At 70.4% G+C, this 22176-nt stretch carries 21 protein-coding genes; 9 read left to right on the forward strand and 12 right to left on the reverse strand.

Going from position 1 to position 22176, the window contains the following annotated elements:
• The first annotated feature begins 82 nt into the window (after positions 1 to 82).
• Positions 83 to 757: a DUF6879 family protein gene (locus HNR73_RS10190; RefSeq protein ID WP_184787111.1), complete on the forward strand. Its 675-nt coding sequence runs from the start codon at positions 83 to 85 to the stop codon at positions 755 to 757.
• Here HNR73_RS10190 and HNR73_RS10195 read toward each other — a convergent pair.
• Both HNR73_RS10195 and HNR73_RS10200 read right to left on the reverse strand, forming a co-directional pair.
• Positions 754 to 1386, reverse strand: coding sequence for an SWIM zinc finger family protein (locus HNR73_RS10195; protein ID WP_184787112.1), 633 nt, complete (start codon positions 1384 to 1386; stop codon positions 754 to 756). The two genes, HNR73_RS10190 and HNR73_RS10195, sit on opposite strands and share 4 nt — an antisense overlap.
• On the reverse strand, positions 1383 to 3293 hold the full coding sequence (locus tag HNR73_RS10200; RefSeq protein WP_203686156.1) for a DEAD/DEAH box helicase: 1911 nt from the start codon (positions 3291 to 3293) through the stop codon (positions 1383 to 1385). The genes HNR73_RS10195 and HNR73_RS10200 overlap by 4 nt, the downstream gene beginning before the upstream one ends.
• A gap of 291 nt (positions 3294 to 3584) precedes the next feature.
• Here HNR73_RS10200 and HNR73_RS10205 point away from each other — a divergent pair, with 291 nt between their 5' ends.
• Together HNR73_RS10205 and HNR73_RS10210 are read left to right on the forward strand one after the other, a co-directional pair.
• Positions 3585 to 3899: a hypothetical protein gene (locus HNR73_RS10205; RefSeq protein WP_184787113.1), complete on the forward strand. Its 315-nt coding sequence runs from the start codon at positions 3585 to 3587 to the stop codon at positions 3897 to 3899.
• A 71-nt stretch (positions 3900 to 3970) separates the two neighbouring features.
• Positions 3971 to 4675, forward strand: a complete 705-nt coding sequence (locus HNR73_RS10210; protein ID WP_184787114.1) for a DUF981 family protein — start codon at positions 3971 to 3973, stop codon at positions 4673 to 4675.
• Between the two features lie 49 nt (positions 4676 to 4724).
• On the opposite strand, the gene HNR73_RS10215 is transcribed toward HNR73_RS10210, so the two are convergent.
• Together HNR73_RS10215 and HNR73_RS10220 are read right to left on the reverse strand one after the other, a co-directional pair.
• Positions 4725 to 6077 (reverse strand): C39 family peptidase, encoded by a 1353-nt coding sequence (locus tag HNR73_RS10215; RefSeq protein WP_184787115.1) that lies wholly within the window; start codon positions 6075 to 6077, stop codon positions 4725 to 4727.
• Positions 6078 to 6183: 106 nt separating this feature from the next.
• The gene (locus HNR73_RS10220; protein ID WP_184787116.1) at positions 6184 to 7668 is read right to left on the reverse strand and encodes an ArnT family glycosyltransferase; all 1485 of its coding nucleotides are present in this window, start codon (positions 7666 to 7668) and stop codon (positions 6184 to 6186) included.
• A gap of 140 nt (positions 7669 to 7808) precedes the next feature.
• On the opposite strand from HNR73_RS10220, the gene bla reads away from it, so the two are divergent.
• Entirely contained in the window at positions 7809 to 8705 is an 897-nt protein-coding gene (bla, locus tag HNR73_RS10225; RefSeq protein ID WP_373316611.1) for a class A beta-lactamase, read from the forward strand.
• Here bla and HNR73_RS10230 read toward each other — a convergent pair.
• Positions 8698 to 9669, reverse strand: coding sequence for a phosphotransferase family protein (locus HNR73_RS10230; RefSeq protein ID WP_203686158.1), 972 nt, complete (start codon positions 9667 to 9669; stop codon positions 8698 to 8700). The two genes, bla and HNR73_RS10230, sit on opposite strands and share 8 nt — an antisense overlap.
• Before the next feature lie 100 nt (positions 9670 to 9769).
• On the opposite strand from HNR73_RS10230, the gene HNR73_RS10235 reads away from it, so the two are divergent.
• Positions 9770 to 10126, forward strand: coding sequence for a type II toxin-antitoxin system RelE/ParE family toxin (locus HNR73_RS10235; RefSeq protein ID WP_184787118.1), 357 nt, complete (start codon positions 9770 to 9772; stop codon positions 10124 to 10126).
• Entirely contained in the window at positions 10119 to 10418 is a 300-nt protein-coding gene (locus tag HNR73_RS10240) for a helix-turn-helix domain-containing protein (RefSeq protein ID WP_184787119.1), read from the forward strand. The genes HNR73_RS10235 and HNR73_RS10240 overlap by 8 nt, the downstream gene beginning before the upstream one ends.
• Before the next feature lie 184 nt (positions 10419 to 10602).
• Here the strand turns inward: HNR73_RS10240 and HNR73_RS10245 are convergent, their stop codons facing one another.
• From HNR73_RS10245 to kdpF, 6 genes are all read right to left on the reverse strand, one after another.
• Positions 10603 to 11277 carry a response regulator gene (locus HNR73_RS10245; protein ID WP_184787120.1) on the reverse strand — a complete coding sequence of 225 codons (675 nt, stop codon included), beginning with the start codon at positions 11275 to 11277 and terminating at the stop codon, positions 10603 to 10605.
• Positions 11274 to 13817, reverse strand: a complete 2544-nt coding sequence (locus HNR73_RS10250; protein ID WP_184787121.1) for an ATP-binding protein — start codon at positions 13815 to 13817, stop codon at positions 11274 to 11276. Before HNR73_RS10250 ends, HNR73_RS10245 begins: the two co-directional genes overlap by 4 nt.
• Before the next feature lie 62 nt (positions 13818 to 13879).
• Positions 13880 to 14767, reverse strand: coding sequence for a potassium-transporting ATPase subunit C (locus tag HNR73_RS10255; protein WP_184787122.1), 888 nt, complete (start codon positions 14765 to 14767; stop codon positions 13880 to 13882).
• A complete protein-coding gene (gene kdpB / locus HNR73_RS10260; protein WP_184787123.1) occupies positions 14767 to 16905 on the reverse strand; it encodes a potassium-transporting ATPase subunit KdpB in 2139 nt (712 codons plus the stop codon). The genes HNR73_RS10255 and kdpB overlap by 1 nt, the downstream gene beginning before the upstream one ends.
• An 11-nt stretch (positions 16906 to 16916) precedes the next feature.
• The gene (gene kdpA / locus HNR73_RS10265) at positions 16917 to 18578 is read right to left on the reverse strand and encodes a potassium-transporting ATPase subunit KdpA (protein ID WP_184787124.1); all 1662 of its coding nucleotides are present in this window, start codon (positions 18576 to 18578) and stop codon (positions 16917 to 16919) included.
• A complete protein-coding gene (kdpF, locus tag HNR73_RS10270) occupies positions 18578 to 18667 on the reverse strand; it encodes a K(+)-transporting ATPase subunit F (RefSeq protein WP_184787125.1) in 90 nt (29 codons plus the stop codon). Before kdpF ends, kdpA begins: the two co-directional genes overlap by 1 nt.
• A 296-nt stretch (positions 18668 to 18963) precedes the next feature.
• Here kdpF and HNR73_RS10275 point away from each other — a divergent pair, with 296 nt between their 5' ends.
• Together HNR73_RS10275 and HNR73_RS10280 are read left to right on the forward strand one after the other, a co-directional pair.
• Positions 18964 to 19539: a winged helix-turn-helix domain-containing protein gene (locus tag HNR73_RS10275; protein ID WP_184787126.1), complete on the forward strand. Its 576-nt coding sequence runs from the start codon at positions 18964 to 18966 to the stop codon at positions 19537 to 19539.
• Positions 19540 to 19619: 80 nt separating this feature from the next.
• Entirely contained in the window at positions 19620 to 20900 is a 1281-nt protein-coding gene (locus HNR73_RS10280) for an MFS transporter (RefSeq protein ID WP_184787127.1), read from the forward strand.
• A 43-nt stretch (positions 20901 to 20943) separates the two neighbouring features.
• Here HNR73_RS10280 and HNR73_RS10285 read toward each other — a convergent pair whose 3' ends face one another.
• Positions 20944 to 21432, reverse strand: a complete 489-nt coding sequence (locus HNR73_RS10285; RefSeq protein WP_184787128.1) for a hypothetical protein — start codon at positions 21430 to 21432, stop codon at positions 20944 to 20946.
• A gap of 103 nt (positions 21433 to 21535) precedes the next feature.
• On the opposite strand from HNR73_RS10285, the gene HNR73_RS10290 reads away from it, so the two are divergent.
• Positions 21536 to 22150: a hypothetical protein gene (locus HNR73_RS10290; protein ID WP_184787129.1), complete on the forward strand. Its 615-nt coding sequence runs from the start codon at positions 21536 to 21538 to the stop codon at positions 22148 to 22150.
• The last annotated feature ends 26 nt before the right edge of the window (positions 22151 to 22176 follow it).

Raw genomic sequence — 22176 nt, forward strand, 5'->3', positions numbered from 1 at the left:
GAGACGCCGGTCACCGACGCTGGCAGGATGGCAGCAGACGTCCGACGGCGTCCAGCGCGCCACGACCCGGGGGAGTAGACCAATGGTTCGTCCACACGAGGAGAACGAAGGCTTAGGGCTGCCGCCGGAACTCGTGCGGCGCCTCATCGACAGCGTCACCAAGGTCGACCGCGACGCCATTCCCGCGCTGGCCTTCCGGCTGGCCACGACGGAACTGGCGCGCGTGAGCACCTTCTTCGAGGCGCTCGCGACCAGCGGCGAGGTCACCTACGAGGGCGAGGACCGCGACTGGCTGCTGTCGCTGACCTCCGGCTCGCACCACTCGATCGAGGCGGTGTCCCTCTACAACGTCGACGTCGGCCGGCATCACTTCCTGACCACCGATCTCGGCCGCCGTTATCTGGCCGAGCAGGCCAGGCTCTGCGACCGCGGTGTGCGCGTCCGGCGCATCCACGTCCTCGACGCCGCCGACGCGCACGGCGAGGAACTGCGCGAGGTGTGCCGGCAACAGCGCGAACTCGGCATCGACGTGCGCATCCTCAACCCGGCCGACCGGGACGAGGTGCACGGGCCGATGCGCGACATCATCATCTTCGACGAGACGGTCAGTTACGAGACCACCCCGGCGGCCGAGACGGGCGACGACGGGCCGATCATCGTCGCCACCCGGCTCGTGCTCCAGCCGGACTGGGTGCGAAGGCGCGGTGAGTGGTTCGGCGAGCTCTGGGAGGTCGCCACCGAGCCATTCGACGGTTAACCGGCCCAGGCGGTCAGGGCGTCGCGTGCGTCCTCGACGGCGTAGAACCCTTTCGCCGACAGGGATCCCGCCGCCACGCCGACGGGCGCCGGGGGTGGCGGCGGCGCGATCGACGACATCGCCGCGCGAACGTCCGACAGGAGCCGCGCGCGGTCGCCGCCGCGCAGGAACGGCAGCAGGAAGGGGTCGTCGTCGAAGCGGTCGGCGAAGGCGTGCGACACGGTGATGACGTGCACGCACAGGCCGCGCGCGCTGCACGGGCACTCGATGCTGAGTTCACCGTCGCGCGGGAACAGGGACAGTCCGACGGTGGCGAGCACGCGGTCGACGTCCTCGGGAAGCCGGTCGTCGAGCAGGTCGGCGAGGCTGCGGGTGCGGCCGGCGAGCGCGCCGGCCGCGACCGTCCACTGTGCTTCGCCGAGGGGTGGGATCCGGATCGTCACGCCGTAGGCGCGGCCGGGCTGGTCGATCCAGGCGGTGATCGAGCCGGGTTCGACGAGCAGGTCGTCGACGGCCCCGGAGCGGATGAGCGCGCGGGCGCGCACGATCCGGCTGTCCGGATAGGACAGTCCGAGCGCTTCGAGCGTGCGCGGCCAGCGTTTGCCCCACCAGGTCTTCTGGGTGCTCATTCGCCCACCTCCACTTCGGACAGTTCGACCAGCGCGCGCAGCCCCGCGTCGTCGAGGCGGGTGATCCACTCCTCGCCGGTCCCGACGATCGCGTCGGCGAGGGATCGCTTGCGCTCCAGCAGTTCGGCGACGCGTTCTTCGAGCGTTCCGCCGGTGACGAGTTTGTGCACGTCGACGCGCCTGGTCTGGCCGATCCGGTGGGCGCGGTCGGTCGCCTGGTCCTCGACGGCCGGGTTCCACCACCGGTCGTAGTGCACGACGTGGTTGGCGGCGGTCAGGTTCAGGCCGGTGCCGCCGGCCTTGAGGCTGACCAGCAGGATCGGCGGCGCCGAACCGTCCTGGAAGGCGTCGACCATCGCCTCGCGGCCGGTGCCGGACACGCCGCCGTGCAGGAAGGGCACGCGCGGCAGGTCCAGTTCGGCCGACAGGTGCCCGGCCAGCAGCTCGCCCATCTTGCGGTACTGCGTGAAGACCAGCGCGCGGTCCCCGGAGTCGACGATCTCGCCGAGCATCTCGGTGACGCGGTCGAGCTTCCCGGAGCGACCGGTGAGTGGTCCTTCGGTCTCGCCGAGGAACTGCGCGGGGTGGTTGCAGATCTGCTTGAGGGCGGTCAGCAGCGCCAGGACGCGGCCGTGGCGCTCGAAGCCGTCGCCGAGGCCGACGTCGAGGGCGCCTTTGACGGTCTTCCGGTAGAGCTTCGCCTGCTCGCGGGTGAGCGTGCAGGCCACGGTGGACTCCAGCTTCGCGGGCAGGTCGGTGGCGACCTCGCTCTTGAGCCGCCGCAACAGGTAGGGCGCGATGAGTTCGCGGAGCCGCGCGGTCGCGCCGGGGTCGCGGCGCAGCTCGATGGGCTCGGCGAAGCGTTTCGCGAAGCGCTTGTGCGGGCCGAGCAGGCCGGGGTTGGCGAAGTCCATGATGGACCACAGTTCGGCGAGGCGGTTCTCCACCGGTGTGCCGGTCAGGGCGATCCGGGCGCGCGCCGGGACGGCGCGCGCGGCCTTCGCGGTCTGGCCGGTGTGGTTCTTGATCTGCTGGGCCTCGTCGAGGACCAGCACCTCCCAGTCCACATCGGACAGCAGCGCCAGGTCGCGGAGGAGCAGGCTGTAGCTGGTGATCACGACGGCACCCGGCGCGAAGGCGGTGGCCTCGCTCGCACGGCCGGGACCGTGGTGGCGGACGATCCGCAGCCCCGGGGCGAAGCGCGCGATCTCGCGCGCCCAGTTGCCGACGACCGAGGTCGGGCACACCACGAGGTGCGGGCGCGTGGTGGAGCGCCCGGCCAGCAGCGCGATCGTCTGGAGCGTCTTGCCGAGGCCCATGTCGTCGGCGAGGATCGCGCCCGTCCGGTGCTCGGCGACCGCGCCGAGCCAGGCGATGCCGTGGCGCTGGTAGGGACGCGGGACGGCCTCGACCGGGACCCGCTCGGCCATGCGCTCGCGGGCCGCGAGCAGCGCGTCGGGGATCTTCGAGGGGGACGCGTAGGTGCCGTGGACGGCGTGGCGGAAGGCCGCGAGCAGCTCCGCGGCCGACCAGACCGTGTCCCCGTCGAGGGTGACGGCGTGCGCGGCCGGCGGCATCAGCGGCGCCAGGCCGTCGAGAGCGGAGTCCTCGCCGAGCGCGCCGAGCGCGGCGGCCCGCCACACGAGCGCCGAGTCGGAGACCTGCTTGCCGGTCGCCAGCGCGGCCAGCGCGGGCACCGCCTGAAGCAGCGGGACGAGCCGCGCCAGAGTGCGCGCGGGGCCGTCGGGAAGTGCGAGTGCGATCCAGCCGGGCTCACCCTCGGGCAGTCCCCGGCGGCGGGCGAGTTCGGCGGTGTCGTCACCGCCCCACCAGGCCATGCGGCCGCGGGAGGGGTCGGTGCGGTCGGGCAGGAAGGTCGCCTGGAGCAGCTTGGGCGGCAATGCCACCGTCCTTTCGTCACGGGAGGGGAAGGGTACGCATTACGTACGCTGTACGACAAGTATTCGGGCTGTTCGGTGAGCTTTTTCATGAAGGCTTGTGGCCGGTGGGGTTTTCGTGTCCCGGAGGCGGCGAGCGCGCGTGAGCTGGACGTACGCCGGGCCGCGAGCTCCCGCCTCTTCCCGCCGGCGATCCTCCCGGACCGCCCGTACCTCTCGGTGCGTCCCGGAAACGTAACTAACCACCCCTTCTGCGCCGAAACGCTCCCGTAAGGCGCGTTCTCGGCGCACGATCTAGGCATGAGCGCGCAACTACCCGAGCACGAGTACCTGCTGCTGAAGTACCTGGTCCGGTTCTACGCCGACGATCAGCGCACCGGCAGGCCGCGGACCACCCGCCAGATCGCCGCCGCGCTCGGCGGCGACTACCCCGGCGGCGACCGGGCGATCATCGACACGCTGGCCGGGTACGGCGTCTACTTCAAGCACCCGGCGCGGCCGGGACCGGCGTCGGTCACGTCGATCACCAAGCGCGTGACCGAAACGGTCGAGAACGACTCCAGAACCAGCGGTGATCCGTCCACCTGGGACGTGCCCGCGGCCTGGGACGACTGACCCGATCTCGCCGAAGCCCGTCGCGCGGCGGCGGGTTTCGGCAAGATCGGCTTGAACGACGGGGGGACGTCATGCTTGCCGAAGGTCTCAAGATCGACTGGGCGTCGATGCCCACGTACAACACCGTCATGGCCGTCGCGGCCGGGGCGGGACTGCTCCTGGTCGCGGCGTTCGGCCGGCGGCTCGCCGACACCGAGACCGCCCTGCCGGTCGAGGGTTTCGCGCTGGCCTTCGGCGTCGTCGGGGCGATCCTCACCGGCACGGGCCTGCACATGACCTTGACGTGGCCGCTGGCCGCCGGGGGCTTCCCCTTCGACAACGTCATCTTCGGGGAACCGGCCCTCGCCTTCGGCGTCATGCTGCTGGCGGCCGCGCTGTACCTGTGGAAACGGGGCATGGCCCTGGCCGAATCGCCCGACCGGATCGGTCACGTCCGGCGTCTCGCCGGGCCGCTGTCGGTCTTCGTCCTCGGCATGGGCCTCGCCTGCTTCGGGATCGCCGCGGCGGGCGTGAAGTACAAGCTCTTCGCCGCGCCGCCGGAGGAACCGATCTCCGGCGAGTTCGCCGACTACCCGATGATCGAGGCCGTCTTCATCTCCGGCCTGTATTTCGTCGTCGGCCTCGGCGCGGTCCTGCTGCCCTTCGCGCTGCGCAAATGGAGCGCGGGCCTGGTCAAGCTCGTCTGGCTGTGCTGGACGCTGACGGGCCTGGCGTTCCTGCTCTTCGGCGCGCTGAACTACTTCACGCACATCGGCCTGATCGTCAACACGATGTGAGACACCGCGCCGGGCGGCCGCCGCTGAGGCGACGGCCGCCGGTGCACGGCTAGTCGCCCCAGACCTCGGCGTGCCGGTCGGTGAGCTTCGGCCACTTCTCGCGGGTCGGCTTGTACAGGTAGACGACACCGCCCGAGCCGCTGCTGACGCCGCCGGAACTGTTGTAGCGCTTCGTGCGCAGCCAGATGTTCTCGAACTGGCGCCGCTTGTACACGTGCCGGACGGCCTCGTTGCTCGGCGAGGCCGGGTCGTTGGCGATGACGTCGCCCTCGGCGGTGAAGCCGATGACGGTCATCAGGTGCCCGGCGGTGCCGTAACCGGCGCCGTCGAGTTCCTCCTTGAGGAAGGACTGCGAGGTGATCACCGGGATGCCGGCCTTGATCAACCGCTCCACATCGGACAGCGAACGCAGTCGCGTGACGATCGCGTCCATGTCCTCGTAGGTGGCGGCGTAGGCGGCGTTGAAGGGCCAGTTCCCGCAGCCCTCGTACTGGTAGTCGTAGGTGAAGCGGGCCGCGTGGCAGACCTCGGGGTCGTCGAAGTCGGGGTTGACCCACGACGTGTCCTCGGCGGTGGGGTAGCGGTCCCAGTAACCGAGGATCATCGTCGACGACGTCGGGCTGCACCAGGCCTGCCCGCCGTTGTCGTACTCGGGGTACTGCCCGATGTGCGTGTTCTGCGAGAAACGCGGCACGGCCAGTTCGATCCCGCGTGCCTCACCGGGAGCGGAGGCGGGCACCTCGAAGCGATCCTCCACGTGGGACGCCATCGCGCCGACGCGCCACACCTTCGGCGACGCCTCGGCCCCGGGCCTGCGGTAGAGCGTGACGCGCAGGCGGTAGGCGGTGAGCCGGTTGGCGTCGGGGTCGTCGATGGAGAAGGTGTCGGTGTAGACCGTGCTGCGCGGGTCGCCCTGGCCGTCCACGGAGGTGCGCCGGATGTCGGCGTCCCCGGCGGCCCAGCGGCCCATCACGTACCAGGGGGTCAGCCCGCCGTCCTGGTAGCGGCCGAGCAGCTCGACCTGGATCCACGTGCCCGCGGGCGTGTCGGCGTTCCACGACGGGACCAGCTCGCTGGCGCCGAAGCGCAGCTCGTGCCAGGGACCGGTCCACGTCCCGTACTCCCAGGCGGCGGTGGTGCCGGTGTGGGGATCGGTGTAGTCGACCGTCCCGGCGGGCCGGCCGAGGCGGATGCCGTCGCGGCCGTGGCCCGAGGCCTTGACGCCGTCGGTGCGGCCGCGGTGCCAGTCGGCGACCGAACTCCACGCGCGGAAGTCGACGGGGTTGTCCGGCGGCTCGTGGTCGGCGCCGTCGGCGGCGGCGACGCCGGGAACGGCCACAGTGGACGCCGCGGCGGCCAGGCCGGCGGCGAGCACCACACGCCGGGACACGGACTTGCTCATGTGGCTTCCTAACGGGAGATGAGAACTGGGTGAAGGATTCCTACTATTCCAAGCGCTCCGGCGGTAGGCAAGCATCGAAACGGGCCTTGACACGAGCCTTTTCGGCTCAGTAATAGCGTCGGAGTTCCGGCCAGATCACCGACCACGGTCGCGTGGTGCCCGTGCAGGTCCACAGTTCGGCGCCCTGTTCCTCGTTGTCGACACCGAAGCCGTTGTCGAAGGTCGCGGCCAGGACGCAGCCGGTGAAGAACGGGGCGAACGCGGCCGTGTCGCCGCCTTTCTGGCGGAGGATCACCACGCCGCCGGCGGCGTCGGGCGGTGGACCCCAGTCATAGAAGGACATGTGGCCCGAATAGGGCTCGGGAAGACCCAGTTCGGGACCGTACCGGGCGATCGCGCCCGCCTGACCGTAGTTCTGGGTGAACACCACCGGCGGTTTCGAGCGCGACCAGACCTCCGCGGTCGCCTCGGCCAGCTCGCGCCAGCCGACCTGCTCGCCCTGTTCGGCGTTGATCCCGTTGACGGCGCCGAGCGCGGCGGGCGGCAGCACCGGCAGCGAGACCACGGCCGAGGAGGCCCCGGCGACGACCACGGCGGCGGTGAGCGACGCGCGTCGTCCGGTGTTCTTCACCCAGGCGAGGGCGGGCGCGGCTCCGGCGGCGGTGAGGGCCAGCAGGATCGGCAGGACGTAGTAGCCCTTGCCGCCCCCGGCGAGCGTGAGGGCGAACATCACCGGGTAGGCGACGGCGACCGGCCGGGCCCAGCGCAGTGTTGGTGCGCGCCAGAGCCGTACGAGACCGGCGATCCAGACCGGCACGAGAAGCGGTGACAGGTAGAGGAACTGGAGCGGGACGAACATGATCCGGTTCTCCGCGCCGTCGTCGGAGCCGATCCCGGAGGCGACCGTCAGCTGGGGCCAGTCGTGGGCCGCCTGCCACCACAGGTTCGGGGCCGCGATCAGCGCCGCCACGGCGACCCCGGCGACGATCCACGGGCCGCGCAGTACCCGGCGCGGTCCGGTCACGAGGATTCCGGCGAGCAGCGCGAGGACCAGCAGCGCGATCAGGTACTTGTTGAGCACGCCGATCCCGGCGACCGCACCCGCCGCGAGCCACCAGCGCCCGTCGCCGCCGCGCAGCAGCCGGACCGCGATCCAGATCAGCACCAGCCACAACAGCAGGTCGAAGGTGCTGGTGGAGACCATGTGGCCGACGGCGATCACGAAGCCCGACACGGCGGCGGCGACCGCCGCGAAGGTCTGCTGGGGACGGTCGCCGCCGAACTCGCGGGCCAGGAGCGCGGTGAGCACGACCATCAGGGCGCAGGCGAGGGTGGCGGTGACGCGAAGGCCCTGGGGAGTCTCGCCGAAGATCCAGGTCGACGCGCGGGCGAGCATCGGCGTGAGCGGCGGCTGGTCGACATAGCCCCAGGCGGGATGCTTTCCCGCGGCGAGGAAGTACAGCTCGTCACGATGGAAGCCGTAACGCCCCGACAGGGCGGTGAGCACAACGGCGAGCACGGCGGCCACGGCGAGGACGGGCCGTGCGGCGAACGGAGGCGGGGCGGGGCGGTCGGCGACACTGGTCGTCATGAGGGGCATGATGACGCCTCCCCGCCACGACCGTTGTCCCTAGTGGACGGAACGGGCACGTGATCCTCGCCGAGGACCGGATCACCGTCGCGCTTGCCCACTTTTCGCGCCGATTCGGGTAGAAAACGAAGATGACGACGATGCGACCGATCATCACCCGACGCGCGCTCCTCGGTGCCGCCGTGCTGCTCCCCTTGGCGGGATGCGCGAAGAACGGGAAACCCGAGCGGCCGGTATCGGCGTCGGCGTCGGCCGCCCCTCCCGATCCGAACCTGAGCGCGCTGGAGGAGAGGTTCGGCGCGCGCCTCGGCGTCCACGCCCTCGCCATCGGGTCGGGCGCGGTCGTCGAGCACCGGGCCGACGAGCGCTTCGCCTTCTGCTCGACCTTCAAGGCCCTCGCCGCAGCGGCCGTGCTGGCGCGCAATCCCCTGTCGCACCTGGAGACGGTCGTCAAGTACGGCGAGGCCGACCTGATGAAGCACGCCCCGATCACCGCGAAGCACGTCTCCACCGGGATGACGATCCGCGACCTGTGCGACGCCGCGGTCCGCTACAGCGACGGCACCGCCGGCAACCTCCTGCTACGCGACCTCGGCGGCCCGGCCGAGTTGACCGCCTATGTGCGCGGCCTCGGCGACGAGGTCTTCCGGATGGACCGGACCGAGCCCGACATCACCGAGGCGACCCCCGGCGACCCGCGCGACACGACCTCACCGCGCGCCTACGCCGGCGACCTGCGGCGGATCGTGCTGGGGGAGGCCCTCCCCGTCGACAAGCGCGGTTTCCTGGTGGATCTGCTCAAACGCAACCTGACCGGTGACGAACGCATCCGCGCCGGACTGCCCGATGACTGGATCGTCGCCGACAAGACCGGGACCGGCGACTACGGGACCGCCAACGACTTCGCCGTCGCGTGGCCGCCGTCGGGGGAGCCGCTGGTCATCGGGATCATGACGAGCAGGGAGACCCGGGACGCGGCCTACGACCAGGCGTTGCTCGCCGAGGCCGCGGCCTACGTCGCCGGCGCCCTCACCTGAACGCGTCCAGTGCCTTGACCAGGTGCGGGTTCATGAACTCGCGCATGCCCTCGGCGTCCGCCTCGGGATAGCCGCGCGGCACCGACTCGACGAGTATCAGCAGGTACAGGTAGGCGCGATAGAGCGCGAGACGGCGACGCTCGCCCGGTCCGATGCGGACGGCACCGCCCGCCTCGGCGTACCCGGCGAGGAAGTCGGCGTCGTCCTCGATGTCGCCGAACAGCGCCAGGGACGCGAAGTCGGCCAGCGGGTCGCCCCAGAACATGCGCTCGCCGTCGATGAGGCCGGCGATGCCGCCGTCGTGGACGAGGATGTTGCCGTCCCACAGGTCGAAGTGGACGAGGGCCGGGCGGGTGACGGCGTCGAGGAGGGACGCGTTGCCGTCGAAGGCCGCGCGGATCTCGTCGAGCGGCAGGGGGAGCGGGGCGGCGTGGTCGGCGGCGTCGGCGAGGATCGCCGCGATCATGGCGGTGAAGGCCTCGCGCCAGCTCGCCGCGAGTGGGCCGCTGCCCTCGCCGGGGTAGCCGTAGGCCGGGCCGGTCACGGTGTGCAGGGCCGCGACATGGGCGGCGAGCTCGCGACGCAGCGCCGGGCGCTCCTCGGTGGTGACCTCCGCCCGGTCCCAGGACACGCCGGGGATCTCGGACATGACGAGGTACCCACCGGGGAGCGTGCCGTGGTCGAGGTCGGCGCGGACGACGTCGGGCACGGGGACGCCGACGGCGGCGGCGTGGCGGTAGAAGTCGGCCTCGCCGCGCAGGATGCCCCGCTCGTAACGCAGGCACGGCAGCGCCGGATCCGGCGGGACCTTGACGACGACGCGGGTGCCGTCGGTGAGGGTCACGATGTGGAGCGTGTTGTACGAGCCCGCGTCGACCGGGACCACGGACGTGGGGCGCATGTCGCCGAGCACGGCGGCGAACTGCTCGGGGGTGAGGTCGCGCTTGGGTTGGGAGTGGGGCATGGGGAGAGGGTTGCACGGTGGGGTGGGGAGTCTGCTTTCGGACAGTTGTTCGGGTGTGGCGGGGCGGGTGCGGGCCGTGTGGATCTATAGCGTTGACGGTATGGATTGGGGTACTCTTGAACTCGAACCCGAGGTTGAAGCATGGTTTCTCGCATTGCCGCCCCACGAGCGGGGACGAGTGATCTTCCACTTCGAGCGTCTCGTGGCGGAAGGGGTCCTGCTGGGTGAGCCGCACAGCAAGCAGCTCGCGGGAAAGCTGCGGGAACTCCGCTTCTGTCTCGTGACGGGCGACGTCCGAGTCACATATTGGATCGCAACCGGACGCAGGATCATCTTGCTGACGGTGTTTCGGAAGCAGGCCCGCCGAGAAACAGCCGAAGTCGAACGGGCGATACGCGCGTTGGAAAAGTGTCAACGTGAAGGACACACGGTGGATGAGGAGTCGGTGCATGGCTGAACACAGCAGGTGGGAGGACGTCCGTGACCGTGCGATGACCGACCCGAAAACGCAGGAGGGATACCGCGCCGCGCAACTCGCCTACGAGCTCGGTATCGAGGTCCGCCGCCTCCGCCTTGAGCACGGTTGGAGCCAGTCGCAGCTCGCTGAGCGTGCCGAGATGACCCAGTCCGCCGTTGCCCGCATGGAGCTGGGCGGCACCACTCCCACATTGCCGGTGCTGTCGCGCCTCGCCACGGCGTTCGACCGCAGGCTCACCATCTGCTTCGAGTCCGTGGAGCAGCCTGCTTAGGGTTGGCAGCGTCCGTCGAGACTCGGCGGCGTTGCATGCCGAACGCGGCCTCCAAAACGCTCGTGGAGTTCGGCGATCTCCTCGGCTGACCCTTCAGGTGTTCTTCGCGCTGCCATGTCCGTCCGAAGTTGTGCTGTGCGCAGTTTTCAACGGCACAGCACAACTTCCAGGGCCCCACGCCCACCTAAGGCCGAAACCGATACCCCATCCCCGGCTCCGTCAACAGGTGCCGCGGTCGCGCCGGGTCCGTCTCCAGCTTCCGCCGCAACTGCGCGAGGTACTGCCGCAGGTAGTTCGTCTCCCGCTCGTACGTAGGACCCCACACGTCGTGCAGCAGCTGGCGCTGGCTCACCAGCTTCCCCGGGTTCCTCAGCAGCACCTCCAGCAGGTGCCACTCGGTCGGTGTCAGCCGCACCTCCTTCCCGTCGCGGGTCACGGTGTGCGACACCAGGTCGACGACCGCGTCGCCGATCGACACCGTCGGCGTCTCGTCGGAGGTGCCGCGACGGCGGGTCACCGCCCGTACTCGCGCCAGGAGCTCACCGATGTCGAAGGGCTTGGTGACGTAGTCGTCGGCGCCGGCGTCGAGGGCGCGGACCTTGTCGGGGCTTCCGGCCCGGCCCGACAGCACCAGGATCGGCACGTCGGTCCAGCCACGCAGCCCGCCGATGACCTCCGTCCCGTCCATGTCCGGCAACCCCAGGTCGAGCACGACCAGGTCCGGCACGGCCGCGGCCGCCGACCGCAGCGCGGCGGCGCCGTCGGCGGCGACCTGCACGTCATAACCGTGCGCGCTCAGATTGATCCGCAGGGCCCGCAGGATCTGGGGTTCGTCATCGACGACCAGCACCTTGATCACGACTCCTCCGCCCCGACCGTCGCCTCCGGCAGAGTCAGCACCATCGTCAGTCCCCCTCCGGGAGTGTCCTCGGGCAGCAACGTCCCGCCCATCGCTTCGGCCAGTCCACGCGCCAGCGCCAGCCCCAGGCCGACACCGGTGCTGTTGTCGCGATCGCCGAGCCGCTGGAAGGGCGTGAACATCTGCTCCTGCGCCTCCTCCGGCACACCCGGCCCGTGATCGATCACCCGCAGCTCGACGTGCCCGGCGTACGCGCTCGCCGTCACCATGGGCGGCCGCTCGGGCGGGCTGTAGCGCAGGGCGTTGCCGATCACGTTCACCAGGATGCGCTCCAGCAGTCCCGGATCGGCCAGCACCGCCGGAAGATCCCCGGCGATCCGCAGCCCGACCCCGGCCGCGGCCTCACCCAGTTCGTCCAGCGCGGGCGGCACGGCCTCCTCCAGCCAGATCGGCACCGGCAGCGACCCGAGCACGCCCGCCTGGAGCCTGCTCATGTCCAGCAGGTTCGCGACCAGGCGCCCAAGCCGATCGAGGGACTCGTCGGCGGTGGCGAGCAGCTCCTCACGCTCGGGCTCGCTGAACACGGCCTCGCTGTTGCGCAGCCCCGCGACGGCCGCCTTCGCCGACGCCAGCGGCGTCCGCAGGTCGTGCGACACCGCCGCGAGCAGGGCCGTGCGCATCTTGTCGGCGTCGGCCAGCGGCCGCACCGCCGCCGCCTCGGCCGACAGCCGCTCCTGCCGCAACGCGACCGCGGCCTGGAGCGCGAAGGCCTCGACGATGCGCCGGTCGGCGGCCGGGAGCGTCCGCCCGCACAGGGCCAGCGACAGGTCCTCACCGATCGGGATGTCGGTCTCGGCGGCCCCCGGACTCCGGCAGGGCTCGCCGACCGAGGCCACGACGTGCCAGTCCCCGGGCGAGCGGCGCTCGTCGGGCCCGACGCCCTTCTCCTCGCCGTGCTCCAGCAGCGTCACCGACGTCAGCCCGAAAGCCTCCTTCATCTGGTGCAGCAGCGCCTGAAGCGGGTTGCGGCCGCGCAGCACCGACCCGGCGAGCGTCGCCAGAGTCTGCGCCTCCGCGCGCGCCTGCGTCGCCTGGACCGTCCGGCGCGCCGAGACCCCGACGATCGTGGCGACCATGATCGCCATCAGCACGAAGACCAGCAACGCGAAGATGTGCTCCCGGGTCGCGATCGTCAGCGTCCCGGTCGGCGCCACGAAGAAGAAGTCGAGCAGCGTGAACCCGCCGACGGCCGCGATCACCGCCGGCCAGAACCCGCCGACGAGCGCGATCAGCAGCGTCGCGCTGAGGAAGATCAGCACGTCGCTGGTCAGCGAGAGATCGTTGCGGAAGGGCAGCAGAGCCGTCGTCAGCAGCGGCATCCCGGCGAGCGCCAGGATGTACCCGAACAGCCGCCGCCGCCACGGCAGCGCCGTCTGCGCCGCCGACCGCCGCCGCCCGCTGCCCACCTTCTCGTGGGTCACCAGGTGCACGTCGATCTTCCCCGACGCCGCCGTCACGGTCGTCCCGACACCGCGCGAGAAGATCTGCGCGAACCGGCCCCGCCGCGAGGCGCCCAGGACCAGCTGCGTGGCGTTCACCCCGCGCGCGAAGTCGAGCATCGCCTGCGGGATGTCGTTCCCGACGACCTGGTGGTAGGTCCCGCCGAGGCTCTCGATGAGCAGCCGCTGCCGCTGGAGGTACTTGGAGCTGCCCGTCCCGACCAGCCCGTCGCCCCCGGCGACGTACACCGCCCGCAGCTCGGCGCTCGACCGCGCGGCGATCCGCGCGGCCCGCCGGATCAGCGTGTCGCCCTCCGGCCCGCCCGACAGCGCCACCACGACCCGCTCGCGCGACTCCCAGGTGTCGCTGATGTCCTTGTCGTGCCGGTACTTCGCCAGCTGCTCCTCGACCTTGTCGGCCAGCCACAGCAGCGCGATCTCCCGCAGCGCGGTGAGGTTCCCGATCCGGAAGTAGTTCGACAGGGCCGCGTCGATCTTCTCCGGCGGATACACGTTCCCGTGCGTCATCCTCCGCCGCAGCGCCTCCGGCGTCATGTCGACCAGTTCCACCTGGTCGGCACGGCGGACGACCTCGTCGGGCACGGTCTCCTGCTGCGGCACGCCGGTGATCTGCGCGACGACGTCGTTGAGGGACTCCAGGTGCTGCACGTTGACCGTCGACAGCACGTCGATGCCGTTGTCGAGGAGGACGTCGACGTCCTGCCAGCGCTTCTCGTGCGCGCCGCCGGGCACGTTGGTGTGCGCGAGCTCGTCGACGAGGACCACCTGCGGCGACCGCGCGAGCGTCGCCTCCAGGTCGAACTCGCTGAACTCCACGCCCCGGTACTCGACCGTCTTGCGCGAAACGACCGGCAGTCCCTCGACCAGCGCCGCCGTCGCCTCCCGGCCGTGCGTCTCCACGAACCCGATCACCACGTCGGTGCCGCGCCCGGCGCGCCGGTGCGCCTCTTCGAGCGCGGCGAAGGTCTTTCCGACGCCGGGAGCGGCCCCGAGATAGATGCGAAGCTGACCACGAGCCATGCCCATGATGGTCCTCCACTTCGTCCCGGGGCCGCGTGCGTACATGCCGGTTGTGCCGGTCGCTACTTCTCGCCGAACGTCTCGTCGAGCGCGAGGTTCAGTTCGAGGACGTTGACCGCGGGCTCGCCCATGAAGCCGAGGAAACGGCCCGTGGTGTGCTCGTCGACCAGTGATCTGACCGTCGCCTCGTCGGTCCCGCGCTCGCGGGCGATGCGCGGGATCTGGAGCTCGGCGTAGGCGGGGGAGATGTCCGGGTCGAGGCCACTGGCGCTGGCCGTCACCGCGTCGGCGGGCACGGCCGGGTCGTCCGGCGCGTCGCCCCTGACCGGGGTCAGGATCGCCTCGGCGTAGTCCTCACCGAACCTCGCGCACTCGACCGCCACACCCTCGAAGGTCGCCGTGAACGGGGTCGGCGTCGTCGCGCAGTCCTCGTTCAGGCTCACCACGCGGGTGACGTCACCGGTCAGGCCGTCGGAATAGAACACCCCGAGGACCGCCCCGACACCGCCGGGCGTGCAGTACGGACGGGACCCGTCGACACCCTCCAGCTCGCCGACGGCGAGGCTGCGCGAGCAGACGTCGGTGAGCAGGCTCGCCGAACCCGACTCCGGATCGGCCGGGTCGGGCAGCTCGTCGACGATGCTCTCCGGGCCCAGGTTGCTCGCCGAGGTCGACAGCGGGTCGTAGCCGTCGCCGGCCGCCGACGGGCGGGACTGGAAGTACCGCACGAGCGGGTCGCCGTCGGTGTCGGTGAAGGACTGCCCGATGAGGCTCGACCCGATGACTGTTCCGTCCCGCTCGATGAGCGAGCCGTTCGCCTTGTCGGACAGGCCCGGGATCTTGCCGACCGCGACCATGAGCAGCGGGTAGGCCAGGCCGAGCAGGACGGTGAACACGAGGATCGCTCGTAGAGCGGCGAGGTGGGATGAGATCCAGTTCGGTAGGCGCATCACGAAATCCCGGGGATGAGAGAGACGAGCAGGTCGATCAGCTTGATCCCGATGAAGGGGGCGATGATGCCGCCGACGCCGTAGATCAGGAGGTTGCGCCGGAGCAGCGAGGAGGCGCCGCCCGGTTTGTACGCGACGCCCTTCAGCGCCAGCGGCACCAGCAGCACGATGATGATCGCGTTGAAGATGACCGCCGAGATGATCGCCGACTCCGGGCTGGCCAGACGCATGATGTTCAGCGCGTCCAGGCCCGGGTAGAGCGCGGCGAAGATCGCCGGGATGATCGCGAAGTACTTCGCGATGTCGTTGGCGATGGAGAACGTGGTCAGGGCGCCGCGGGTCATCAGCAGCTGTTTGCCGATGGCCACGATCTCGATGAGCTTGGTCGGGTCGGAGTCGAGGTCGACCATGTTCCCGGCCTCTTTGGCCGCCGAGGTGCCGCTGTTCATCGCCACCCCGACGTCGGCCTGCGCGAGCGCGGGCGCGTCGTTGGTGCCGTCACCGGTCATGGCGACGAGGCGGCCGCCCTCCTGCTCGGACTTGATCAGGTCGAGCTTGTCCTCGGGCTTGGCCTCGGCGAGGAAGTCGTCGACGCCGGCCTCCTTGGCGATCGCGGCCGCGGTGAGGGGGTTGTCGCCGGTGATCATCACCGTGCGGATGCCCATCTCGCGCAGCTTGGCGAAGCGCTCGGTCATGCCCTCCTTGACGATGTCCTTGAGGTGGATGACCCCGAGGACCTCGGCGGCGTGACCGGCCTTGTGCTCGGCGACCAGCAGGGGTGTGCCGCCGGCGTTGGAGATGCGGTCGACCAGCTCTTGGACGCGGTCGCCCGAGGCGCCGCCGTTCTCGGTGACCCAGTCGACGACCGAGCCCGCCGCGCCCTTGCGGATGCGGTGGAGGCCCTGCTCCTCGGCGAGGTCGACGCCCGACATCCGCGTTTGCGCCGTGAACTCGATCCAGGTCGCGTGCGACAGTTCGCCAGCCGAACGCTCGCGCAGGCCGTAGGTGTCCTTGGCGAACACGACGATCGAGCGGCCCTCGGGGGTCTCGTCGGCGAGGCTGGACAGCTGCGCCGCGTCGGCCAGGTGCCCGGCGGCGACGCCGGGGACCGAGAGGAACTCGCTCGCGCGCCGGTTCCCGTAGGTGACCGTGCCCGTCTTGTCGAGCAGCAACGTGTTGACGTCCCCGGCGGCCTCGACGGCCCGGCCCGACATGGCGAGCACGTTGCGCTGGACGAGGCGGTCCATGCCCGCGATGCCGATCGCCGACAGGAGCGCGCCGATCGTGGTCGGGATGAGGCACACCAGCAGCGAGATCAGCACGATCCCGGTGACGCCGTCGCCGTCGATGACGGCGCTGTCGCGCGCGGCGGCCATGTACTCCTTGGAGAAGATGGCCAGCGGCTGCATCGTCACCACGGCCATCAGGAAGATGATCGTCAGTGCCGCCAGCAGGATGTTCAGCGCGATCTCGTTGGGGGTCTTGCGCCGGTTGGCGCCTTCCACGAGGGCGATCATGCGGTCCAGGAAGCTCTCGCCGGGCTTCTGGGTGATCTCGACGACGACCCAGTCCGACAGGACCTTCGTGCCGCCCATGACGGCCGATCGGTCGCCTCCGGACTCGCGGATCACCGGCGCGGACTCCCCGGTGATCGCCGACTCGTCGACGCTGGCGATGCCCGTGACGACGTCGCCGTCGCCGGGGATGACCTGCCCGGCCTTGACCAGGACCCGGTCGCCGCGTTTGAGCTGCGGTGCCGCGACCTCGGTGACCGCCGCGCCGGGTGAGGTGACCTCCTCCTTCTGTGCGGTCAGGCGGTAGGCGACGGTGTCCGTCTTGGCCTTGCGGAGGCTGTCGGCCTGCGCCTTGCCGCGCCCTTCGGCGATCGCCTCGGCGGCGTTGGCGAACAGGACCGTCAGCCACAGCCAGACGGTGATGATCCAGGCGAAGGTGCTGGGTTCGACGATCGCCAGGACGGTGGTGAAGAGCGCACCGATCTCGACGATGAACATGACGGGGTTGCGCCACAGGGTCTTGGGGTTGAGCTTGCGCAGCGCGTCGGGAGTGGACTTGAGCCATTGCTTGGGGTCGAGCAGCCCGTTGCGGGTCTTCGGCGCGACCGTTGCCAGGTTTGACATCCGGTGAGTCCTTAGAAGAGTGCTTCGGCGATGGGGCCGAGCGCCAGTACGGGCAGGAAGGTCAGGGCGACCAGGATGAGGGTCGTGAACACGACCATTCCGACGAACAGGGGTTTGTGCGTCGGGAGTGTGCCCGCCGATGCCGGTATGCGGCGCTGCTTGGCCAGGGAGCCGGCGAGGGCGAGGACGAGGATGATCGGCAGGAAGCGGCCGAAGAGCATGCACAGGCCGAGGGCGGTGTTGTACCAGTCGGTGTTGGCGTTGAAGCCGCCGAAGGCCGAGCCGTTGTTGTTGCTCGCCGAGGTGAAGGCGTAGAGCATCTCCGACAGGCCGTGCGGGCCCGCCTCCTGCATGGACTCGCGGTTCTCGGTGAACGACATCGACGTCGCCGTGCCCACCAGCACCAGGAACGGTGTGGTCAGGAAGTACAGCGAGGCGAGTTTCATCTCGCGGGCGCCGATCTTCTTGCCGAGGTACTCGGGGGTGCGGCCGACCATGAGACCGGCGATGAACACGGTCATCACGGCGAGGATGAGCATGCCGTAGAGGCCCGCTCCGACGCCGCCGGGCGCGACCTCGCCGAGCATCATGTTGATCATCGTCATGCCGCCGCCCATGGCGGTGTAGGAGTCGTGGAAGGAGTTCACCGCCCCGGTCGAGGTCAGCGTCGTGATGGCGCCGAAGGTCGCGGAGTTGGGGATCCCGAAACGGACGTCCTTGCCCTCCATGGCCGCGCTGACGGCGGAGGGGACGGTGCCGTCCGCCCAGTTCTCGAAGCCGAAGATCAGTCCGACGCTGATGATCGCCATGACGGCCATGACGGCGGCGATCGCGAGGCCCTGGCGCTTGTCGCCGACGAGTCGGCCGAACAGGCGCGGCATCGAGAAGGGGATGCACAGGATCAGGAAGATCTCGATGAAGTTCGTCCACGAGGTCGGGTTCTCGAAGGGGTGGGCGCTGTTGACGTTGTAGAAACCGCCGCCGTTGGTGCCCAGCTCCTTGATGACCTCCTGGCTGGCCACGGGGCCGCCGGTGATCGTCTGCCCGGCGCCGTTGAGCGTGTCGCTCGCGGTGCCCGCGTCGAGGTTCTGGACGGCGCCGCCGATGATCAGCACGGCTGCCGCGATGATCGAGATCGGCAGGAGCACCCAGATGGAGATGCGGACGATGTCGACCCAGAAGTTGCCGAGCTTGTCGGTGAGCTTGCGGGCGAAACCGCGCACGAGCACGACGGCCACGGCGATGCCGACGGCCGCGGACACGAAGTTCTGCACCGCGAGGCCGGCCATCTGGACGAGGTGGCCCATGGCGGCCTCGCCGGAGTACGCCTGCCAGTTGGTGTTGGTGGTGAAGCTGACCGAGGTGTTCCAGGCGAGGGCGGCGGGGACGCCGACCATGTCGTTGCTCAGGGGCAGGTGCTCCTGGAGGCGCTGGAAGCCGTAGAGGAAGAAGATCGAGATCGCGGAGAAGGCGAGGACGCTGCGGGCGTAGCCGCCCCAGGTCTGCTCGACGTCGGACTTGACGCCGACGAGCTTGTAGATCCAGCGCTCGACGGCGCGGTCCTTCTCGCGGGTCACGACGCGGTGCATGTAGTCGCCGAGCGGCTTGTGGACCGCGACGATCGCGGCGATCATCGCGACGATGAAGATGATGCCGGCGGTGGTCGAGCTCATCAGAATCTCTCCGGCCAGATCAGGGCCGCCACGCAGAACGCGGCGAGACCGACGGCGATGATCCCGCCGATGAGGTTGACGGCGCTCACAGCTTCTCCACCGCCTTCACCACGAGCGCCAGGACTATGAAGCCCACGGCTGTGATGGCCAGGTACACGAGGTCGGGCATCGCCTTCTCCTACGAGGGGATCGGAGCGTCCCCGGTGAGGGGCGCGTCTGCGAGTGAACGTCGCCGTCCCGCCCGCGTACAGGGGAGCTGACGGGTTCGCTACGTGGCCGTTGCGCATCTTGACGTGATCTTGACAGTCGTGTCCGGCCCGTGATCGCAGAAAGAATTTTGCAGAATTCTCTTTGCAGAAAACTCTCTGCGGTGTACCTTGACGGTATGGAGAAGCCGACCACCGTCCGCGTCGGGGACGCCGCCGCGCTCAGGGCCGTCACGCACCCGCTTCGGGCGCGCATGCTCGGCTCGCTGCGCGTCGACGGCCCCGCGACCGCCTCCGAGCTCGGCCGCCGTTTCGGCGAGAGTTCGGGCACGACCAGTTACCACCTGCGGCTGCTGGAGAAGTTCGGCTTCATCGAACTCGACCCCGAGCAGCCCAACGCGCGCGACAAGCGCTGGCGGGCCCTGCACATGTACACCGGCTGGAGCAACGTCGAGGCGGCGAAGAACCCCGCGCTCGGCGAGGCCGTCCGGGAGATGAACCGTCGGCAGCTCAACAACGTCGTCGAGGCCACCGCGGTCTACGAGGGCGAGAAGGCGCGCTGGGGCGACGAGTGGGCGGAGGTGTCCGGGCACGGCGACCACGCCGTGCGGCTCACGCCGGACGAGGCTCAGGAGCTGCGGGACCGGATCACCGCCCTGGTCCACGAGTACCACGATCGCCGTCCCGAACCGGCGGGCACCGAGATGGTGCGCCTGTTCGTCGCACTCTTCCCGGTCGATGACGACATGAACTAGACCGGCCCACCACACCTGAGGACGCGCGGTGCGACCGCGCGCGATGAACGCCGCCCTTCACCACCCCCATGGAGCCTGAAATGTCCCTCAACGACCTGTCCGCGTTGCGTCGCCGCTACCTGCTGATCTCCGGCCTCGGCTGGCTCGGCACGAGCCTCGTCATCCCCGTGATGGTCCTGCAGATGAGTTCCAAGGGGCTCGACATCGCCACCATCGGCATGGTGTTCCTGGTGCACGGGATCGTCGTGACCGCTTTGGAGCTGCCCACCGGCGGGCTCGCCGACGTCATCGGGCGCCGTGGCGTGCTGGCCACGTCGGCGGCGTTGGGTGTGGGCGGGCTGGCCTGGATGGCCTTCGCGGGCTCGGCCTGGGAGTTCGTCGCGATCACCGCGATCCGCGGGGTGGCGCGGGCCTTGTCGTCCGGACCCGCCGAGGCCTGGTACGTCGACGCCGTGCACGCCGTGGACCGCGAGGGCGACATCCGCAAGGGCCTGTCCTACGGCAGCTCCATCGGGTCGATCACGCTCGGCGTCGGCACCGTCGTGGGCGGTGTGATCCCGCTGGTGATCCCCGCGTCGTCCCCGATTCCGGCGCTGTCGGTGCCGATCCTGCTGGGCGCCCTCGGTTACGGAGGACTGCTGCTCGTCTCGCTGCTGGGCATGCCCGAACCGGCCCGCGAGGTCGCCCGGCCGAAGTTCGGGGAGCTGTTCAAGGCCGTCCCCGGCACCATCGTCTCCGGTGTGCGACTGGGGCTGCGCAATCGGCTCCTCGCCCAGGTCATCGCGTGCATGGCCATTGTCGGCATCGCCCTCGACTCCGTCGAGCTGCTCACCCCGGGCCGCATGGCCGACCTGCTCGGCGGCGAGGCCGCCGCGGCGAGCGGGTACGGCGTGATCACCATGATCGGTTTCGTGGCCAACGCCCTCGGTTCCGGTCTGGCGAGCCGCATCACCACCTGGGCCGGCGGGAACCCGGTCCGGGCGGCGGCGATCGGCGCGGTCGTCGGCGGCGGCGGGCTGCTGGTCCTCGCGGGGACCGGGGGACTGGCCGGCACGGCGGGCCTGGTCGGGACGGGCGCGGGCTACGCGCTGATGTTCTTCGGGCTGGGCGTGACCGGTCCGCTGCGCTCGGAGCTGGTGCACAACGAGGTCTCGGCGAGCGAACGGGCGACGGTCGTCTCGATCCAGTCCCTGGCGATGCAGGCCGGTGGGTCGCTCGGGGTCGTCGGGCTGCCGATCCTGGTCGCGGCGACCTCCACGCCGGTGGCGTGGCTGGTGTCGGGCCTGATGCTGGCGGCCTCGGCGCTGCTGATCCGCCGGTCCCGCGCGGTGGCGAAGGCCGAGGTGGCGGCCACGGTCTAGGCGCGCGAAGGCCCCGGGCCAGGCGGTCCGGGGCCTTTCGTTGTCAGCGGGGGCGTTGCAGGTAGGCGCGCACGTCGTCGCCGATGAGGACGAGGGGGGCGGTCAGGGCGAGGGGCACGCCCGCGATGCAGAGCCCGAAGGCCCACTCGCGCATGGCCGTCCAGGAGCTTTCGGGGTTGGCCGGATCAATGACGGCCGGTGCCATGACCGCGATGAACATGACGAAGAAGAGGACCTGGATGGGGACGGTCACCGAGGTCGCCAGCCGTGCCCAGGGCTTCCCGAGCCCGACGGCCGGGACCAGGAAGGACAGCCAGACGCACGCCGGCAGCAGCACCAGCAGCGGCAGTTCGATCAGCGGCTCGAACTCGTAGGTGGCCGCGTGCACCAGGATCAGCAGGGTCAGGCCGAACAGGACGGCCGCGTCGGCGGCGAGCACGACCGCGGCGACGGTCAGCCTCGCGGGCCGCGGTGGCCGGGGCGCGAAGCCGCCCGGGTTGTAGTAGTACGGCGCATGGGGAGGGGGCTGCATGATCGACATGCTACGAACCTCGTGCGCGGCGGCGGCGTCCGTCCACAGTGGCGCACGTGTGCGAAGCTGGTGACAGCGACACCCGCTGCGACGGAGCCCACTCATGAGCGCAAGCGACTTCACGTCCTATCTCGACACCACCGGCGACCGCAGCCGCCTCTATCTGGAGATCGCCGCCCACACCGGCGCCCGGCGCGTTCTGTACCCCGGCAGCTACCTCGACATCGCGCCCTCCTACGTGTGGCCCGACGTCACCTACCTCGACGCCGACGACCGCGCCACGCGCATGTTCGCCGACGCCGAGGTCCCGCTGTCGCTGGCCGTGCGGCACAAGCGGTACCCCGGTGATCCGCTGATCGCCTACATCCCCGGCGACTACACGCGGACGCTGCCGGAGCTGCCCGCCGCGAGCTGGGACCTGGTCATCTCGCTGTCGGCCGGGCTCGTCTCGGAGCACGCCACGCGCTGCCTGAAGCCGGGCGGTTACCTGCTGGCGAACAACAGCCACGCCGACGCGGGTCTGGCCTGCACGGATCCGCACCTGCGGCTGAGCGCCGTCGTCGGCTTGGACGGGACCTTGAGCACCGGCGGCCTCGACCGCTACCTGCGGCCCCGGCGCCCGCCGCATCCCTCGCGCGACGACATCCTGAAGTCGGCGCGGTCGGTGCCGTACACGGAGACGGCGTCGGCGTATCTGTTCCAGTTGCGCGGGAGTTAGGCCCGTTCTCGGCTGATTCGGCTGGA

The organism is Phytomonospora endophytica (genome assembly GCF_014202425.1).
Taxonomy (GTDB): domain Bacteria; phylum Actinomycetota; class Actinomycetes; order Mycobacteriales; family Micromonosporaceae; genus Phytomonospora; species Phytomonospora endophytica.

What these genes read in the sequence shown, in the direction of transcription:
- HNR73_RS10190 (WP_184787111.1), top strand. Translation starts at nt 83, where the DNA reads ATGGTTCGTCCACACGAGGAGAACGAAGGCTTAGGGCTGCCGCCGGAA.
- HNR73_RS10195 (WP_184787112.1), bottom strand. Translation starts at nt 1,386, where the DNA reads ATGAGCACCCAGAAGACCTGGTGGGGCAAACGCTGGCCGCGCACGCTC.
- HNR73_RS10205 (WP_184787113.1), top strand. Translation starts at nt 3,585, where the DNA reads ATGAGCGCGCAACTACCCGAGCACGAGTACCTGCTGCTGAAGTACCTG.
- HNR73_RS10210 (WP_184787114.1), top strand. Translation starts at nt 3,971, where the DNA reads ATGCTTGCCGAAGGTCTCAAGATCGACTGGGCGTCGATGCCCACGTAC.
- HNR73_RS10215 (WP_184787115.1), bottom strand. Translation starts at nt 6,077, where the DNA reads ATGAGCAAGTCCGTGTCCCGGCGTGTGGTGCTCGCCGCCGGCCTGGCC.
- HNR73_RS10220 (WP_184787116.1), bottom strand. Translation starts at nt 7,668, where the DNA reads ATGACGACCAGTGTCGCCGACCGCCCCGCCCCGCCTCCGTTCGCCGCA.
- bla (WP_373316611.1), top strand. Translation starts at nt 7,809, where the DNA reads ATGCGACCGATCATCACCCGACGCGCGCTCCTCGGTGCCGCCGTGCTG.
- HNR73_RS10230 (WP_203686158.1), bottom strand. Translation starts at nt 9,669, where the DNA reads ATGCCCCACTCCCAACCCAAGCGCGACCTCACCCCCGAGCAGTTCGCC.
- HNR73_RS10235 (WP_184787118.1), top strand. Translation starts at nt 9,770, where the DNA reads ATGGATTGGGGTACTCTTGAACTCGAACCCGAGGTTGAAGCATGGTTT.
- HNR73_RS10240 (WP_184787119.1), top strand. Translation starts at nt 10,119, where the DNA reads ATGGCTGAACACAGCAGGTGGGAGGACGTCCGTGACCGTGCGATGACC.
- HNR73_RS10250 (WP_184787121.1), bottom strand. Translation starts at nt 13,817, where the DNA reads ATGGCTCGTGGTCAGCTTCGCATCTATCTCGGGGCCGCTCCCGGCGTC.
- HNR73_RS10255 (WP_184787122.1), bottom strand. Translation starts at nt 14,767, where the DNA reads ATGCGCCTACCGAACTGGATCTCATCCCACCTCGCCGCTCTACGAGCG.
- kdpB (WP_184787123.1), bottom strand. Translation starts at nt 16,905, where the DNA reads ATGTCAAACCTGGCAACGGTCGCGCCGAAGACCCGCAACGGGCTGCTC.
- kdpA (WP_184787124.1), bottom strand. Translation starts at nt 18,578, where the DNA reads ATGAGCTCGACCACCGCCGGCATCATCTTCATCGTCGCGATGATCGCC.
- HNR73_RS10275 (WP_184787126.1), top strand. Translation starts at nt 18,964, where the DNA reads ATGGAGAAGCCGACCACCGTCCGCGTCGGGGACGCCGCCGCGCTCAGG.
- HNR73_RS10280 (WP_184787127.1), top strand. Translation starts at nt 19,620, where the DNA reads ATGTCCCTCAACGACCTGTCCGCGTTGCGTCGCCGCTACCTGCTGATC.
- HNR73_RS10285 (WP_184787128.1), bottom strand. Translation starts at nt 21,432, where the DNA reads ATGCAGCCCCCTCCCCATGCGCCGTACTACTACAACCCGGGCGGCTTC.
- HNR73_RS10290 (WP_184787129.1), top strand. Translation starts at nt 21,536, where the DNA reads ATGAGCGCAAGCGACTTCACGTCCTATCTCGACACCACCGGCGACCGC.